Here is a 17,112-nt window from a genome sequence, read left to right on the forward strand (position 1 = left end):
AATCAATATGAGCTAAAAGAAAGTAAAATTAGTACTGGAAATAATTTTATCAAGAATTTACTAGGTATTAACGCTGAGCAATTTCGACAATTATTTATTTTACCTCAAGGAGAATTTAAAAAGTTTTTAGTTTCTAATAGTTCTGACAAACAAAGTATACTAAGAACGTTATTTAATAGTATAAGATTTGAAGAAATGCAAACTATACTACTAGATGAAGTAAAAAATGAAAAAAAGCAAATTGAAACACGTTATAATCAAATTCAGTCGCTTTGGGAAGACATAGAGACATTTGAAAATGAAAAATTAATACAATTAAAGCAATTAAACAGTATGCAAACGAAAGAAATTATTAAATCTATTCCTCAATTTGAAAAGTTGGGGTTACAAGTTAATGAAAAAGTTGAAAAATTAAAATCAGAACAGCATTCTCATCTAGCTTCCTTAAATGTCCGTATTGAAGATAATAAAAAATTAGTACAAGCTCAAAATGAACTTGAGTATAATAAAAACCAAAAAGAAAAAATTGAAGAACAAAAAGACAAGATTGACAGTTTAAAGAAAGAATTAAAACGATTAAACGAAGTAAAGACATTAGACAATCTTTATCAACAAAAAAACGCTAAAGAACAAAAATTACAGGAAACCAATTCGAAAATAGCTAGTACTAATAATGATATTTCAAACATTAAGAAACAACTTACTTCTCTTGAAAAAGAATATGAAGATTTAGAAGAAAGTACAAAAAATATTAAAAGCAAAGAGGAATATATCAATAAAACTAAACAATTTTTTGATAGCTTAACTAAATATTCTTCCGCATATAAGGAAGTAGTGGAAATTGGACAACAGTTAATCTCTAATAAAGAAAAGCAAGATGAAAATGATAAAGAAATATTAAAATTACAAAATAAAATTAAAGAAATCGATATAGACGATGATAAAATAAATCAGTTATCCCAATCTATTTTTCAACTGGAACGTGAGTTAGATAGAAAAGTACTTGTAAAAAATAATAGAGATAAGTATAACGAATTAAATAATCAAAAACATAGCACCCTCAAAGATATGGAAGAACTTCAGTGTGAAGTTGAAAGTTTATCGGAGCAACTTGAATCCGTTGATAAAACAAGTATTGATTTAAATAATAAACAAACCTTTGTTACAGAAATTCAAGCGGCTTTACATATTGGTGACACTTGTCCTATTTGTGGTAATACAATTGAATCGCTTAATGAACATATTGATTTTGATAAAATTAGTAAGAACCAACATGCTATTAAACGACTAACTAATGAAATTAACGTAAATAATAACAAAATTGGAAAACTTGAAACAACTGCTCAACTTCTCTCGAAGCAAATGGATGAATTAGAGATTAATAAAGATGAAGATTTAAATATTGAAGCATTAAAAAAAGAGTTAGATATGAAAAACGAGGAAATAGAATTACTTCAACAACAATCTAAAAAATTAGATAAATTACAAAAAAAATTAGAAGATCTTAAAGAAAATAAGAATAATTTACTACTTCAATTTGAAAGACTATCTTCACAAAAACAACAACACGAAATATTAATTAATGATTTTGAAAATACAACTTCATTTTCTAAGATTAAAGACTTTGAAACATGTTATATTACGTACGATTCAGAAGTAGATAGATATAAAACTAAAATAGAATCTGTAAATAAGAACATTCAACAGTCTAATCACAATTTAGCAATTGAAACTAATAATTTGAACAATTATATCACCGCTTCTAATGATATAGATAATGAAATAAAAAGTTTCGAAACTAATATTGATGATGAGATGAATAGAATTGGTTTAAAATCGTACGAAGAAGTAGATGGCTTATTAAGTAAATTAAGTTCAAAAAAAGAAATTGAAAAAGAAATTGATGATTATAATCATCAACATCAAAAATACTCCCTTGAAATAGATCGTTTAATCAATCTAACTAAGGGCAAAGAATTAGAGGATATCTCTGCTTTAGAAATTGAAAGAGATGAAGTAGAAAAATTATATAATAGTTATGTCGACACTAGTGCGACAGTTCAGTTCAAAATTCAAAAAAACAGAGAAAAATTTGAGAGTATTGAAGAACATATAACTTATTTAAACAATGAACTTAAAGAACAACAACAAATTTTTGAATTAGCAGAGGTTCTTTCAGGCAAAAATAGTCGAAAATTAACATTAGAAAATTACGTTTTGATTTATTATTTAGAACGTATTATTCAACAAGCTAATATTCGATTAGCAAATATGAGTGGTAAACGTTATCAATTACAAAGAAGTCAAACAGTCTCTCAAGGATATAGTGGTTTAGAAATTAACGTATTTGATTTTTATTCAAATAAAGCAAGACATATTAGTTCTTTATCAGGGGGAGAAACATTCCAAGCATCATTAGCATTAGCACTTGGTTTAAGTGAAGTCGTACAACAAGAATCTGGTGGCATTACTTTAGAGTCAATGTTCATAGATGAAGGATTTGGTACGCTCGATCAAGAAACCCTTGAAACAGCTCTAGATACCTTATTAAAATTAAAAACCACAGGTAGAATGGTGGGTATCATTTCTCATGTTAGTGAGTTGAAACAACGAATACCATTAATATTAGAAGTGAAGACTAATCAATATCAAAGCTACACTCAATTTAAACGGAATTAATATTAACAATAATTAAAAGACATCATAACGTTCATAGTTCTTACATGAATAAACGTTATGATGTCTATTTAAAAATTATTTTTGTCGTAATAAATCACGAATTTCAGTTAATAAAATAGTGTTTTCTTCTATTTCTTCTTCAGGCTCTTCTTTTTTCATTAGTGTATTCGCAATTTTAACAAATATAAATAATGCGAGGGCTACAATAATGAAATCAATAATCGACTGAATAAATAATCCGTATTTAATTCCCCAGAATTCCCATTCTTTCGCAAAGTCTACAGAGCCAAAAATTTTACCAATTAAAGGCATAATAATGTATGTAACTAATGAGGTTACGATTTTATTGAAAGCTGCACCCATAACTACAGCAATAGCCAAATCTAGTACATTTCCTTTCAATGCAAATTCTTTAAATTCTTTTAACATGACACAATTCCTCTCTTTATACATGAATAAAAAATATTATACAATGTATAAAATATTTAGTAAATAGTAAAATTAATGAAATTTGATATTAAATAGGGGCTTTGTTATCCTATAATATAGCTTTACGAAAATAATTATATATTATTTTCATACTTTGAAAATTTAATAACGGGAATGAAAGGAGTATATTAATTATGAATTCTTCTTCTGAGTTGAATAAAAAAGGAAAGAAGTTTTCGCCGGTTTTTATCTATAGTGCTATTGTAGTTGCAATTGTAGTGCTTATCGGTGCATTTTTGCCAACTCAATTTGATTCAGTGACTAGCCAAATTAGTGGTTGGATTACTGAAAAACTCGGTTGGTATTACATGATTTTGACTACAGTTATCGTGTTCTTCTGTATATTCTTGATTTTTAGCCCAATTGGTAAATTAAAGTTAGGTAAACCTAATGATAAACCTGAATTCAATACTATTTCATGGTTTGCTATGTTATTCAGTGCTGGTATGGGTATTGGATTAGTCTTCTATGGTGCAGCAGAACCTATGGCTGACTTTGCTTCACCACCAAGTGCTGATCCAAAAACTACTGAAGCATACACTGAAGCGTTACGTTCCACATTCTTCCATTGGGGATTCCACGCATGGGCAGTGTACGGTGTAGTTGCGCTTGCATTAGCTTATACACAGTTTAGAAAAAATGAACCGGGCCTAATTTCTAGAACGTTACGTCCTATATTAGGGGATAAAGTAGAAGGTCCTATTGGCACAATCATTGATGTTTTATCTGTATTTGCTACAGTAGTTGGTGTAGCTGTATCGCTAGGTATGGGTGCACTTCAAATCAATGGTGGTTTAAACTATTTATTTGGAGTACCAAATAATGTATGGGTTCAATCTATCATTATTGTAGTAGTAACAATTTTATTCATTATGAGTGCTTGGTCTGGACTGAGTAAAGGTATTCAATATTTAAGTAACTTAAATATTGGTTTAGGTACTGTATTAATGATTATTGCTTTAATCATCGGGCCAACAGTATTAATCTTAAACATGTTTACTACTTCAACTGGTAGTTTATTTAATTCATTCTTATTTAACAGTTTTGACACTGCGCCTTTAAATAATCAAAAAAGTGAATGGATGTCTTCTTGGACACTTTATTATTGGGGTTGGTGGCTAAGTTGGAGTCCATTCGTAGGTGTATTCATTGCACGTGTATCTAAAGGACGTTCAATTCGTGAATTCGTTTCAGGCGTGTTGCTTGTTCCTGCAATCGTAAGTTTCTTATGGTTCAGTGTATTCGGTGTGTTAGGCATCGAAACTGGTAAAAAGCACCCTGAATTATTCAACATGACTCCAGAAACTCAATTATTCGGAGTGTTTAACCATGTACCTTTAGGAATGGCTTTATCACTTGTCGCATTAATATTAATCGCATCATTCTTTATCACTTCAGCCGATTCAGCAACCTTCGTATTAGGTATGCAAACATCTTACGGTTCACTTGAACCTTCAAATGTTATCAAAGTAACATGGGGTATAGCGCAATCATTAATTGCTTTCATCTTATTACTTGCTGGTGGAGGAAATGGTGCACATGCTTTAAATGCGATTCAAAGCGCGGCAATTATTAGTGCATTTCCATTCTCATTCGTCGTTATAATGATGATGGTTAGCTTCTACAAAGACGCTAACCAAGAAAGAAAATTCTTAGGTTTAACATTACAACCTAATAAGCATCGACTTGAAGACTACGTTAAACATCAGCAACAAGATTATGAATCTGATATTTTAGAAAAACGTGAATCAAGAAGAAATGCTGAAAAAGAATAATTGACTTCATTTGATTTTAGAAAAGTCCTTAAATGCTTTTATATTAAAAGTATTTAAGGGCTTTTTTTAATAGAAATATTAAAAGTTTTTATTAATGAAAATCGTTCTCAATTAATAATATTTGCTTATTATACTTAATATGAACGATAACATTTGCTTATATAGTCTGATTATAAAAGCGAAAGCTAAATTGAGATAAAACTAGGGGTATACAGTTGTTTTGAAAATCATATAATTATACAATTTAATAAAGGCATATAATTATGAAATTTTAATATTCAAGGGGGATAAACATATGACTTCTAACATGAAGCAACAAGCCAAAAAGTCGTTTGAAGTAAATGGGCAAACATACACGTATTACGATTTGAAAAGTTTAGAAGATCAAGGTTTAACAAACATTAGTAAATTACCTTACTCAATCCGAGTGTTACTAGAGTCGGTGTTGAGACAAGAAGACGATTTTGTTATAACTGATGAACATATTAAGGCGTTAGGTAATTTTGGCAAAGCGGATAATTCAGGGGAAGTTCCATTTAAGCCGTCACGTGTTATCTTACAAGACTTCACAGGCGTTCCAGCAGTCGTGGACTTAGCTTCATTACGTAAAGCAATGGATGACGTTGGTGGGGATATTAATAAGATCAATCCAGAAGTACCGGTAGATTTAGTTATCGACCACTCAGTTCAAGTTGATAGCTATGCCAACCCGGAAGCGTTAGAACGAAATATGAAATTAGAGTTTGAACGTAACTATGAACGTTATCAATTTTTAAATTGGGCGACTAAAGCGTTTAATAACTACAATGCAGTTCCACCTGCAACTGGTATTGTGCATCAAGTTAACTTAGAATATTTAGCAAATGTAGTACATGTACGTGATGTAGACGGTGAACAAACGGCATTTCCTGATACATTAGTTGGTACTGATTCACATACTACAATGATTAATGGTATTGGCGTCTTAGGTTGGGGCGTCGGAGGTATCGAAGCTGAAGCGGGCATGCTTGGACAACCATCATATTTTCCAATTCCAGAAGTTATTGGCGTACGTTTGACAAATTCACTACCACAAGGTTCAACGGCAACAGACTTAGCTTTACGTGTTACTCAAGAACTACGTAAAAAAGGCGTAGTAGGTAAATTTGTAGAATTCTTTGGACCAGGGGTGACAGATTTACCACTAGCAGACCGTGCAACGATTGCTAACATGGCTCCAGAATATGGTGCAACTTGCGGATTCTTCCCAGTTGATGAAGAATCACTTAAATACATGAGATTAACTGGTCGTAAAGAAGAGCATGTTGAATTAGTTCAAGCCTATTTAGAACAAAATAATATGTTCTTTACAGTAGATAAAGAAGATCCTGAATATAGTGATGTAATTGATTTAGATTTATCAACTGTAGAAGCATCACTTTCAGGCCCTAAACGTCCTCAAGATTTAATTTTCTTAAGTGATATGAAAAAAGAATTTGAAAAATCTGTTACTGCTCCAGCAGGTAACCAAGGGCATGGTTTAGAAGAAAGTGAATTTGACAAAACGGCTGAAATTAAATTTAATGATGGTTCAACTGCTACGATGAAGACTGGTGATATAGCGATTGCTGCCATCACTTCATGTACTAATACATCTAACCCTTACGTTATGTTAGGTGCAGGTTTAGTTGCTAAAAAAGCAGTTGAAAAAGGCCTAAAAGTACCTGAATTTGTTAAAACTTCATTAGCCCCTGGCTCAAAAGTTGTAACAGGTTACTTACGAGATTCTGGATTACAGGAATATCTAAATGACTTAGGCTTTAACTTAGTTGGTTACGGTTGTACAACATGTATTGGTAACTCAGGTCCTTTATTACCTGAAATTGAAAAAGCTATAGCTCAAGAAGATTTACTTGTAACATCTGTCTTATCTGGTAACCGTAACTTTGAAGGACGTATTCATCCACTAGTAAAAGCTAACTATTTAGCATCTCCACAATTAGTTGTGGCATATGCATTAGCAGGAACAGTGGACATTGACTTACAAAATGAACCTCTTGGCAAAGGTAAAGATGGAGAAGATGTATACTTAAAAGATATTTGGCCATCAATCCAAGAAGTTTCTGATACAGTTGATAGAGTAGTAACGCCTGAGCTATTCTTAGAAGAATATGAGAATGTGTATAACAATAATGAAATGTGGAATGAAATCGATGTCACTGACGCACCATTATATGACTTCGACCCTAATTCAACATATATTCAAAATCCATCATTCTTCCAAGGATTATCTAAAGAACCTGGCACAATCGAACCTTTAAAAGATTTAAGAGTAATGGGTAAATTTGGTGATTCAGTAACAACTGACCATATTTCTCCGGCTGGGGCTATCGGTAAAGATACGCCAGCAGGTAAGTATTTATTAGTTCATGATGTACCAATTCGTGACTTTAACTCATACGGTTCTCGTCGTGGTAACCATGAAGTAATGGTACGTGGTACATTCGCTAATATCCGTATTAAAAACCAATTAGCTCCTGGCACTGAAGGTGGTTATACTACCTACTGGCCAACAGATGAAGTGATGCCGATTTATGACGCAGCTATGAAATATAAAGAAGATGGTATTGGCTTAGCTGTCTTAGCAGGTAATGATTACGGTATGGGTTCTTCTCGTGACTGGGCTGCTAAAGGTACAAATTTATTAGGTGTTAAGACAGTCATTGCTCAAAGTTACGAACGTATTCACCGTTCTAACTTAGTAATGATGGGCGTATTACCATTACAATTTAAAGATGGCGAATCAGCTGAATCACTTAACTTGGATGGTAAAGAAGAAATTTCAGTTGATATCGATGAAACAGTGCGTCCGCATGATATTGTCAAAGTTCATGCTAAAAAAGAAAACGGAGACGTTGTTGATTTTGAAGCGGTTGTTCGTTTTGACTCATTAGTAGAATTAGATTACTATCGTCATGGTGGTATATTACAAATGGTTTTAAGAAATAAACTTGCTCAATAATATAAACCCTTAAGCCGTGCTAGCAGTATGTTAGCACGGCTTTTTTATGTTACTATTATTTGTGAATGATATTTGAAAAGAGGTACTTAAGTATGATTTACAGTATGACTGAAATTGAAGCTAGATATCAAGAAACAGATAGAATGGGTGTTATCTATCACGGCAATTATGCTACATGGTTCGAGGTAGCACGTACTGATTACATTCGCAAATTAGGCTTTAGTTATGCAGATATGGAAAAAGAAGGTATTATATCACCAGTTATTGATTTACAAATTCAATATAAAAAATCTGTCTTTTACCCAGAAAAAGTAACTATAAAAACGTGGGTGAGTCAATATTCTAGATTACGTTCTGTCTATAAGTATGAAATTTTTAATGAAAAAGGCGAACTTGCTACTACAGGTTCAACAACATTAATTTGTATAAAGGGTGAAAATTTCCGACCTGTACGATTAGATCGATTTTTCCCTGAATGGCATGCAGTTTATAGTAAAGTAGAACAATTAAATCAAGAAGGTAAAGATTTTGAAGTAACACAAAGTAGTGATCTTGATTTCTAATTAAAAAAGAATGAAACAAAATCTAATGTAATTTTATGATTACGTTGTTTCTCCTTGCTAATAAAATATTAAAGGCTAAGACATTTTAATACTAATGTCCTAGCCTCTATATCTATATAACAGTTATTTTGTTTTAGAATAAGCTATTTCATCATCGTGATCGACTTTTTCTACAAGTACTTCATTATCTTCAAAGTACCATAAGTCTTCAGCGGATACGACAATTACTAAACCATTATAATTTTCCTCATAACCAATTTCTACATCTTCTCTTGGCTCAACACGAAAAGCTGGACTAAATCCTTGTTTAAGTTGGAATTCACCACCATATCTCACATAAAATTGTAAGACTTTATTATCTTCTGGCAAATCTAGTTCTTCTTTGAACCATTCTGCAGCTTGATCGGTTAGTTCGATTTTCATTAAAAAGCCTCCTACGCTATATATCTATAAATGTTAAATAATTTTAAATTAGAACTGTTTGAATTATAACATATTGCTTACTTTTAAAAACATTTAATACTCAGAACCTGACTTGGCATAGTGGTAATTTAAATTCGTCTCATATAAATATAGGTAAATTAATAAGCCTAGAACATATAAACATTCTAGGCTTTATCAATATTCATTTTACATCCATTTAATTTTTGGTTCTTCACCTTTGAAAATTCGCATTATATTCGTTCGGTGTCTAATGATTAATAATATTGCTACAACTAAACTCATACCGAATAATATATAATCTTGGATAATTAGTGAGCCGATAACGCAACATATTGCAGCAACAATACTCGAAAGTGAAACATATTTAAATAAATATAATACACCGAAAAATATTAGTGCTAAGATTAATAATAGAATAGGATTAACACCTAATACTACACCAGCACTTGTTGCTACAGCTTTACCACCTTTAAATTTAAGGTAGACAGGATAGACATGACCTAAAATAGCAAACAAACCGACGATTAAGCCATGTGTGAAGAACGTGCTAAGCGGTCCATCTGCATGAACTGGAAACCAAATAGGAAAGAATACAGTTATAAACCCTTTAAATATATCTAAGAATGTAACTATAAAGCCAGCAGGTTTACCGAGTACACGAAAGCTATTAGTCGCTCCTGTATTACCGCTTCCGAATTGTCGTATATCTTTTTTGAAAAAGAGCTTTCCTATCACATATCCATTAGGAATAGCACCGATGAGATAGCTTATTAGTAGCATGAGAACTATCATCATATAACTTTACACATCCTTTAATAACCTAGCTATATTTTACCATAATCTTAGATTAACCACGACTGAAATTAAAAAATAATTAATACATAAATATAATCGGTGACTATGTATAACTCACACTTGCAATTTAACCCGATTTATATAAGAATAACTATTGTATAGTTTTTAAAACGAACGTACGTTTGTAGGAGGCGAACGCATTGGCAACAAAAAAAACAAATCATTATTCAGATGATTCTATTCAGGTTCTGGAAGGCTTAGAAGCTGTTAGAAAGAGACCAGGTATGTATATTGGGTCTACTGATAAAAGAGGATTACATCATTTAGTATATGAGATTGTCGATAACTCCGTTGATGAAGTATTAAATGGTTACGGTAACGAAATTAATGTAACAATCAATCAAGATAATAGTATTTCAATTGAAGATGATGGACGTGGAATGCCGACGGGGATGCATGCTTCTGGAAAGCCAACTGTAGAAGTTATATTCACTGTATTACACGCAGGGGCTAAATTTGGACAAGGTGGATATAAAACATCTGGAGGACTACATGGTGTTGGTGCGTCTGTAGTAAATGCTTTAAGTGAATGGTTAGAAGTTGAGATACATAGAGACGGTAATATTTATAAACAAAGTTTTAAAAATGGCGGTATACCAGCTTCTGGTTTAGTTAAAGCAGGTAAAACTAAAAAAACTGGTACCAAAGTAACATTTAAACCTGATCCAGAAATTTTTAAAACTGCAACATCTTTTAATTTTGATACGTTGAGTGAGAGGTTACAAGAGTCTGCTTTCTTATTAAAAAATCTTAAAATTGTACTAAACGATTTACGTAGTGGTAAAGAACGTGAAGAAATCTATCACTATGAAGAAGGGATTAAAGAATTTGTAAGTTATATTAATGAAGGTAAAGAAGCACTTCATGATGTCGCGACTTTTAGCGGAACCTCAAATGGCATAGAAATTGATGTTGCGTTTCAATACAACGATCAATATTCAGAGAGTATTCTAAGTTTCGTAAATAACGTGCGTACTAAAGATGGTGGAACACATGAAGTTGGGTTCAAAACTGCTATGACTCGTGTGTTTAACGATTATGCTCGTCGTATTAGTGAACTTAAAGAAAAAGATAAAAATTTAGATGGTAACGATATTCGAGAAGGCTTAACAGCAGTAATTTCAGTGCGTATTCCTGAAGAATTATTACAATTTGAAGGGCAAACTAAATCTAAGTTAGGTACTTCAGAAGCACGAAGTGCGGTAGATTCAGTTGTTTCTGATAAACTACCTTTCTATTTAGAAGAAAAGGGTCAGCTCTCTAAATCTCTTGTTAAAAAAGCTATTAAAGCTCAACAAGCTAGAGAAGCGGCTCGTAAAGCACGTGAAGACGCTCGTTCAGGTAAAAAGAATAAACGCAAAGATACATTACTCTCTGGTAAATTAACACCAGCGCAAAGTAAAAACACTGAAAAAAATGAACTCTACTTAGTTGAGGGTGACTCTGCTGGTGGTTCTGCTAAACTTGGTAGAGATAGAAAGTTCCAAGCTATTTTGCCACTTAGAGGTAAAGTTATCAATACCGAAAAAGCGCGCCTTGAAGATATTTTCAAAAATGAAGAAATTAATACAATTATTCATACAATTGGTGCTGGCGTTGGTAATGATTTTAAGATAGAGGATAGTAATTACAATAGAATTATAATTATGACGGATGCTGATACAGATGGGGCGCATATCCAAGTATTGCTATTAACGTTCTTCTTTAAATATATGAAACCTTTAGTTCAAGCAGGTAGAGTATTTATCGCTTTACCACCTCTATATAAATTAGAAAAAGGTAAAGGTAAATCAAAACGTGTAGAATATGCTTGGACAGATGACGAACTTGATAAGCTTCAGAAAAAGTTAGGTAAAGGATTTATGTTGCAACGTTACAAAGGTTTAGGTGAGATGAACCCTGAACAATTATGGGAAACAACAATGAACCCTGAAACGAGAACTTTAATTCGTGTTCAAATTGAAGACGAAATGCGTTCATCAAAACGTGTAACTACTCTAATGGGTGATAAAGTTGCACCACGTCGTGAATGGATTGAAAATCACGTAGAATTTGGTATGCAAGAAGATCAAAATATTTTAGATAACAATGAAGTACAAGTATTAGAAACTGAAGAATACACTGAGGAGGAAACAAATTGAGTGAGATAATTCAAGATTTATCACTTGAAGATGTGATAGGCGATCGTTTTGGAAGATATAGTAAATATATTATTCAAGAGCGTGCGCTACCGGATGTACGTGACGGGTTAAAACCTGTTCAACGTAGAATTCTATTCGCAATGCACAGTAGTGGTAATACTTACGATAAAAATTTCCGTAAAAGTGCGAAAACAGTCGGGGATGTAATTGGTCAGTACCACCCTCATGGTGATTCTTCAGTTTATGAGGCCATGGTACGTCTAAGTCAAGATTGGAAATTACGTCATGTCTTGATTGAAATGCATGGGAATAACGGTAGTATTGATAACGATCCTCCTGCCGCTATGCGTTACACTGAGGCGAAATTAAGTCAGCTATCTGAAGAATTAGTACGCGATATTAACAAAGAAACAGTATCCTTTATACCAAACTATGATGATACAACGCTTGAGCCTATGGTTCTTCCAGCGCGTTTTCCTAATTTATTAGTCAATGGCTCAACAGGAATTTCATCAGGATATGCCACTGATATTCCACCACATAATTTAGGTGAAGTGATTCAGGCTACATTAAAATATATTGATAATCCAAATATTACAGTAAGCCAATTAATGAAATATCTTAAAGGACCAGATTTTCCAACAGGTGGTATTATCCAAGGTATTGATGGGATTAAAAAAGCTTATGAATCTGGAAAAGGTAAAATTGTTGTACGGTCTAAAGTAGAGGAAGAAGCGCTTCGTAATGGACGTAAACAATTAATAGTTACTGAAATTCCTTATGAAGTTAATAAAAGTTCACTTGTAAAACGTATTGATGAATTACGCGCTGATAAAAAAGTTGATGGTATTATTGAAGTGCGTGATGAGACAGACCGTACTGGTTTAAGAATCGCCATTGAACTTAAGAAAGATGTTAATGCAGAAGCGATTAAAAACTATCTATTTAAAAATTCTGATTTACAAATTGCTTATAATTTTAATATGGTAGCCATTAGCGACGGTCGTCCTAAGCTAATGGGTATTCGAAAAATTATAGATAGTTATCTTAGTCATCAAATTGAAGTTGTAACGAATCGAACTAAATATGACTTAGATCATGCTGAAAAACGCATGCATATTGTTGAAGGTTTAATGAAAGCTTTATCTATTTTAGATGAGGTGATTGCTCTAATTCGTAACTCTAAAAATAAGAAAGATGCTAAAGAGAATTTAATAGCTGAATTTGATTTTACAGAAGCACAAGCAGAAGCTATTGTTACGCTACAACTTTATCGTTTAACTAATACGGACATTGTCGCTCTTGAAAATGAACACAATGAGTTAGAAGAACTGATTAAAGGATATCATCATATTTTAGATAATCATGACGCTTTACTTAAAGTAATTAAAGATGAATTAACAGATATTCGAAAACGTTTTAAAACAGAAAGATTATCATCTATTGAAGCGGAGATTTCAGAAATTAAAATCGATAAAGAGGTTATGGTACCTAGTGAAGATGTTGTTTTAAGTACTACTCGTCTAGGTTATATTAAACGAACTTCTACTCGTAGCTTTAATGCGAGTGGTGTATCAGAGATTGGCTTAAAAGACGGAGATAGTCTGCTTAAATATCAAACGGTAAATACACAAGATACGGTACTTGTCTTTACCAATAAAGGTAGGTATTTATTTATTCCCGTTCACAAATTAGCAGATATACGTTGGAAGGAATTAGGCCAACATGTATCTCAAATTGTGCCGCTTGAAGATAGTGAAACGGTTGTAGACGTTTATAACGAGAAAGATTTCAAAGCAGATGCATTTTATATACTAGCCACTAAAAATGGCATGATTAAGAAAAGTGCGCTCTCATTATTTAAAACTACTCGATATAACAAACCATTAGTTGCCATGAAAGTAAAAGATAATGATGAGATTGTTAATGTTATACGCTTATCTAAAGATAGCTTAATTAGCGTATTAACATTTAAAGGTATGTCATTAACCTATTCTACTGCCGAATTATCAGATACTGGATTACGAGCAGCAGGCGTTAAATCTATTAATCTAAAAGATGAGGATTACGTTATTATGACTGATGCTGTCAATCAAGATAGCTCAGTGATTATGGCTACTCAAAGAGGCGCGATAAAATGTATTAACTTTAAAGTGCTTCAAGAAGCTAAACGTGCTCAAAGAGGGATTACATTACTTAAAGAATTGAAGAAAGCTCCTCATCGTCTTGTAGCTGGTCATGTTATTAAAGATGAAGAAACATATACTATTTTCTCTAATAGCCACTCAGAATCAGGGGCAATTGCTAATATTCATCAGTCTGAACAATATACAAATGGATCATTTATTGTTGATATTAAAGATTTTGGTGAAGTCATTAATATGACACTAAGTTAATAAACTTTAAAAGTTATTATTTTCAATTTATTCATAAAATGATAAACTTAACTTTGTTAATTGAACTATGCATAAATTCTCAAGAGATTTGTATTGATTTTGATTAGAGATTAAGAGGCTAGGGTAAAAGCTATTTATGGTTATCCTTAGACTCAAGAATTTTTATTCAATACAATATAAATCTCTTGTAACATATTTTAGGATATTATTTAAAAATGATTAGAGGGATGTAATTGAGTGATTTTGATAGTTTGATTCCTGGGTGGTTTAAATCCATCGTCCAGGTAGGTAACGATTTAATATGGTCGCAATATCTAATAGGTTTATTATTAACAGTTGGTTTCTTCTTTACAATCAGTTCTAAGTTTGTTCAGTTGCGTATGTTACCTGAAATGTTTAGAGCTTTAACTGAAAAGCCTGAAAGATTAGACAGTGGAGAGAAAGGTATTTCACCTTTCCAAGCATTTGCTATTAGTGCTGGTTCGCGTGTAGGTACAGGTAACATTGCCGGTGTAGCTACCGCTATTGTTTTAGGTGGCCCAGGCGCTGTGTTTTGGATGTGGGTCATTGCCTTTATTGGAGCAGCAAGTGCTTTTATGGAAGCAACTTTAGCCCAAGTTTATAAGGTACATGATAAAGAAGGTGGCTTCCGTGGAGGTCCAGCTTATTACATAACTAAAGGTTTAAATCAAAAATGGTTAGGTGTATTTTTCGCCATCTTAATTACTGTAACGTTTGCATTTGTATTTAACACTGTACAATCTAACACGATTGCTGAGTCATTAAATACTCAGTACAACATTAGTCCTGTGATTACAGGAGCCGTTTTAGCAGTTATTACAGGTATAATTATTTTTGGTGGTGTGCGTAGTATCGCAACACTTTCATCTTTAGTTGTACCAATCATGGCAATTGTTTATATTGGTATGGTGTTAATTATCTTATTATTAAATATTGATCAAGTTGTTCCAATGATTGGTACGATTATTAAAAGTGCTTTTGGCTTTGAACAAGTAACAGGTGGTGCCGTGGGTGCTGCATTATTACAAGGTATCAAACGTGGTTTATTCTCAAACGAAGCTGGTATGGGTTCTGCACCTAACGCAGCTGCTACTGCAGCCGTACCTCATCCAGTTAAACAAGGCCTAATACAATCGTTAGGTGTATTTTTTGATACAATGCTTGTATGTACAGCCACTGCAATCATGATTTTACTATATTCAGGATTAAAATTTGGAGATAATGCGCCTCAAGGTGTACAAGTTACTCAATCAGCTCTTAATGAACATTTAGGTTCAGCTGGAGGAATTTTCTTAACTATCGCGATAACATTATTTGCCTTCTCTTCAGTAGTTGGTAATTATTACTACGGCCAATCAAATATTGAATTTTTATCAACTAACAAATTTATACTATTCGTATTTAGATGTTTAGTAGTTATCTTAGTGTTTGTAGGCGCAGTTGTAAAAACTGAAACTGTTTGGAGTACTGCAGATTTATTTATGGGGTTAATGGCCATTGTAAACTTAGTATCCATCATAGGTCTTTCAAACATTGCAATTGCCGTAATGAGGGATTATCAAAAACAACGTAAAGCTGGCATGAGACCCGTTTTCAAGCCTGAGAATTTAGAAATTAACTTGTTTAGTATCGAAAGTTGGGGACGAGAAAACAAGATTCCTAAAAAATACAAATCTTAGTCTAGATGATAAAACAAATCTATATTATACTCCTTTCAAAGTGATTAACTTATTTGTCAAAACTTTGAAAGGAGTATTTTGTTTAAAAAAAGATACCTTTTAAATTTTTATATTTAGCTATATAATTTTAATAACACTAAGAAAGGTGATTATGATGAGTGAGTACTATATCTCTAAAACATTAAATAACAACGTCATCATATGCACTTATAATAATCAAGAGGTTATTTTAATAGGTAAAGGAATTGGATTTAATAAAAAAGTTGGAATGACCTTAGATGATGATGCTTCAATAGAAAAAGTTTACAAACTAGAACAACGGCAACAACAAGAATACTATAAAACATTAGTAGAATTAGCGGACGACCATGTATTACAAGCAGTTATCGAATCAGTAAACTTTATTACAAGTGCAACGCATACTATTGATGATAAGAATCTAGTTGTAGCATTAACCGATCATATTATTTTTGCATATAATAGATTAAAGCAAAACCAAATCATTAGTAATCCTTTTGCTATTGAAACGAAACATTTATATAGTGAGGCGTATGATATTGCTAGTCAAGTTATAGATAGATTAAATCAGCATTTAGATGTTGAATTTCCTCCCGATGAAATAGGATTTATAGCACTTCACATTGCTTCAAATACTGAGGATTTGTCTCTTCATGACATGTCATTGATTAATAAATTAATTAGTAAGAGTGTTGTTATTATAGAGAATGATTTAGGTCAACCAGTTGATAATCAAACAGTGCAATATCAACGTTTTATCAGACATATGCAATTTTTAATTCGCCGATTTAACAATAAAGAAGCTGTACATGCGCAAGAGGCTTTTATTAATATGGTGAAAAATTTTTATCCTAATTCTTATAATACGGCTTTTAAAATTTCTAAAATGATTCAAAAATACCTTAATGTTCCTATAAATGAATCAGAAATTGTGTATATGGCATTACATATCTATCATTTTGAATCTCAGATTAATTCATTACATAACTAAACAATTATTTGAATAGTTTTGTGTTATGATGAATAATAGCTAAATTTAATATTGTTAATT

11 protein-coding genes are annotated in these 17,112 nt (G+C 32.2%); 8 read left to right on the forward strand and 3 right to left on the reverse strand.

The window, feature by feature from the left end:
- On the forward strand, positions 1–2,679 hold a 2,679-nt coding region (gene sbcC, locus CD147_RS08415), incomplete at its 5' end, for an exonuclease subunit SbcC (protein WP_103166956.1).
- A gap of 75 nt (positions 2,680–2,754) precedes the next feature.
- Here the strand turns inward: sbcC and mscL are convergent.
- Positions 2,755–3,108, reverse strand: a complete 354-nt coding sequence (gene mscL / locus CD147_RS08420; RefSeq protein ID WP_103166957.1) for a large conductance mechanosensitive channel protein MscL — start codon at positions 3,106–3,108, stop codon at positions 2,755–2,757.
- Positions 3,109–3,302: 194 nt separating this feature from the next.
- Here mscL and CD147_RS08425 point away from each other — a divergent pair, with 194 nt between their 5' ends.
- The 3 genes from CD147_RS08425 to menI all read left to right on the forward strand — a co-directional run bounded on the left by CD147_RS08425 (position 3,303) and on the right by menI (position 8,507).
- Positions 3,303–4,943, forward strand: a complete 1,641-nt coding sequence (locus CD147_RS08425) for a glycine betaine uptake BCCT transporter (RefSeq protein ID WP_103166958.1) — start codon at positions 3,303–3,305, stop codon at positions 4,941–4,943.
- 295 nt (positions 4,944–5,238) lie between these two features.
- Entirely contained in the window at positions 5,239–7,944 is a 2,706-nt protein-coding gene (gene acnA / locus CD147_RS08430) for an aconitate hydratase AcnA (protein ID WP_103166959.1), read from the forward strand.
- A 92-nt stretch (positions 7,945–8,036) separates the two neighbouring features.
- Positions 8,037–8,507, forward strand: coding sequence for a 1,4-dihydroxy-2-naphthoyl-CoA hydrolase MenI (gene menI / locus CD147_RS08435; RefSeq protein ID WP_103166960.1), 471 nt, complete (start codon positions 8,037–8,039; stop codon positions 8,505–8,507).
- A gap of 123 nt (positions 8,508–8,630) precedes the next feature.
- Here the strand turns inward: menI and CD147_RS08440 are convergent, their stop codons facing one another.
- On the reverse strand, positions 8,631–8,930 hold the full coding sequence (locus CD147_RS08440) for a HesB/YadR/YfhF family protein (RefSeq protein WP_103166961.1): 300 nt from the start codon (positions 8,928–8,930) through the stop codon (positions 8,631–8,633).
- 207 nt (positions 8,931–9,137) lie between these two features.
- On the reverse strand, positions 9,138–9,746 hold the full coding sequence (gene plsY, locus CD147_RS08445; RefSeq protein WP_103166962.1) for a glycerol-3-phosphate 1-O-acyltransferase PlsY: 609 nt from the start codon (positions 9,744–9,746) through the stop codon (positions 9,138–9,140).
- Positions 9,747–9,946: 200 nt separating this feature from the next.
- On the opposite strand from plsY, the gene parE reads away from it, so the two are divergent.
- From parE to glcT, 4 genes are all read left to right on the forward strand, one after another.
- Positions 9,947–11,947, forward strand: a complete 2,001-nt coding sequence (gene parE / locus CD147_RS08450) for a DNA topoisomerase IV subunit B (protein ID WP_103166963.1) — start codon at positions 9,947–9,949, stop codon at positions 11,945–11,947.
- Positions 11,944–14,343 carry a DNA topoisomerase IV subunit A gene (gene parC, locus CD147_RS08455; protein ID WP_103166964.1) on the forward strand — a complete coding sequence of 800 codons (2,400 nt, stop codon included), beginning with the start codon at positions 11,944–11,946 and terminating at the stop codon, positions 14,341–14,343. The genes parE and parC overlap by 4 nt, the downstream gene beginning before the upstream one ends.
- Before the next feature lie 233 nt (positions 14,344–14,576).
- Positions 14,577–16,043 (forward strand): glutamine transporter AlsT, encoded by a 1,467-nt coding sequence (gene alsT / locus CD147_RS08460; protein WP_103166965.1) that lies wholly within the window; start codon positions 14,577–14,579, stop codon positions 16,041–16,043.
- A gap of 154 nt (positions 16,044–16,197) precedes the next feature.
- Complete coding sequence (glcT, locus tag CD147_RS08465; protein ID WP_103166966.1) at positions 16,198–17,052, forward strand: glucose PTS transporter transcription antiterminator GlcT; 855 nt, start codon at positions 16,198–16,200, stop codon at positions 17,050–17,052.
- The last annotated feature ends 60 nt before the right edge of the window (positions 17,053–17,112 follow it).

This window comes from Staphylococcus devriesei (assembly GCF_002902625.1).
GTDB lineage: Bacteria > Bacillota > Bacilli > Staphylococcales > Staphylococcaceae > Staphylococcus > Staphylococcus devriesei.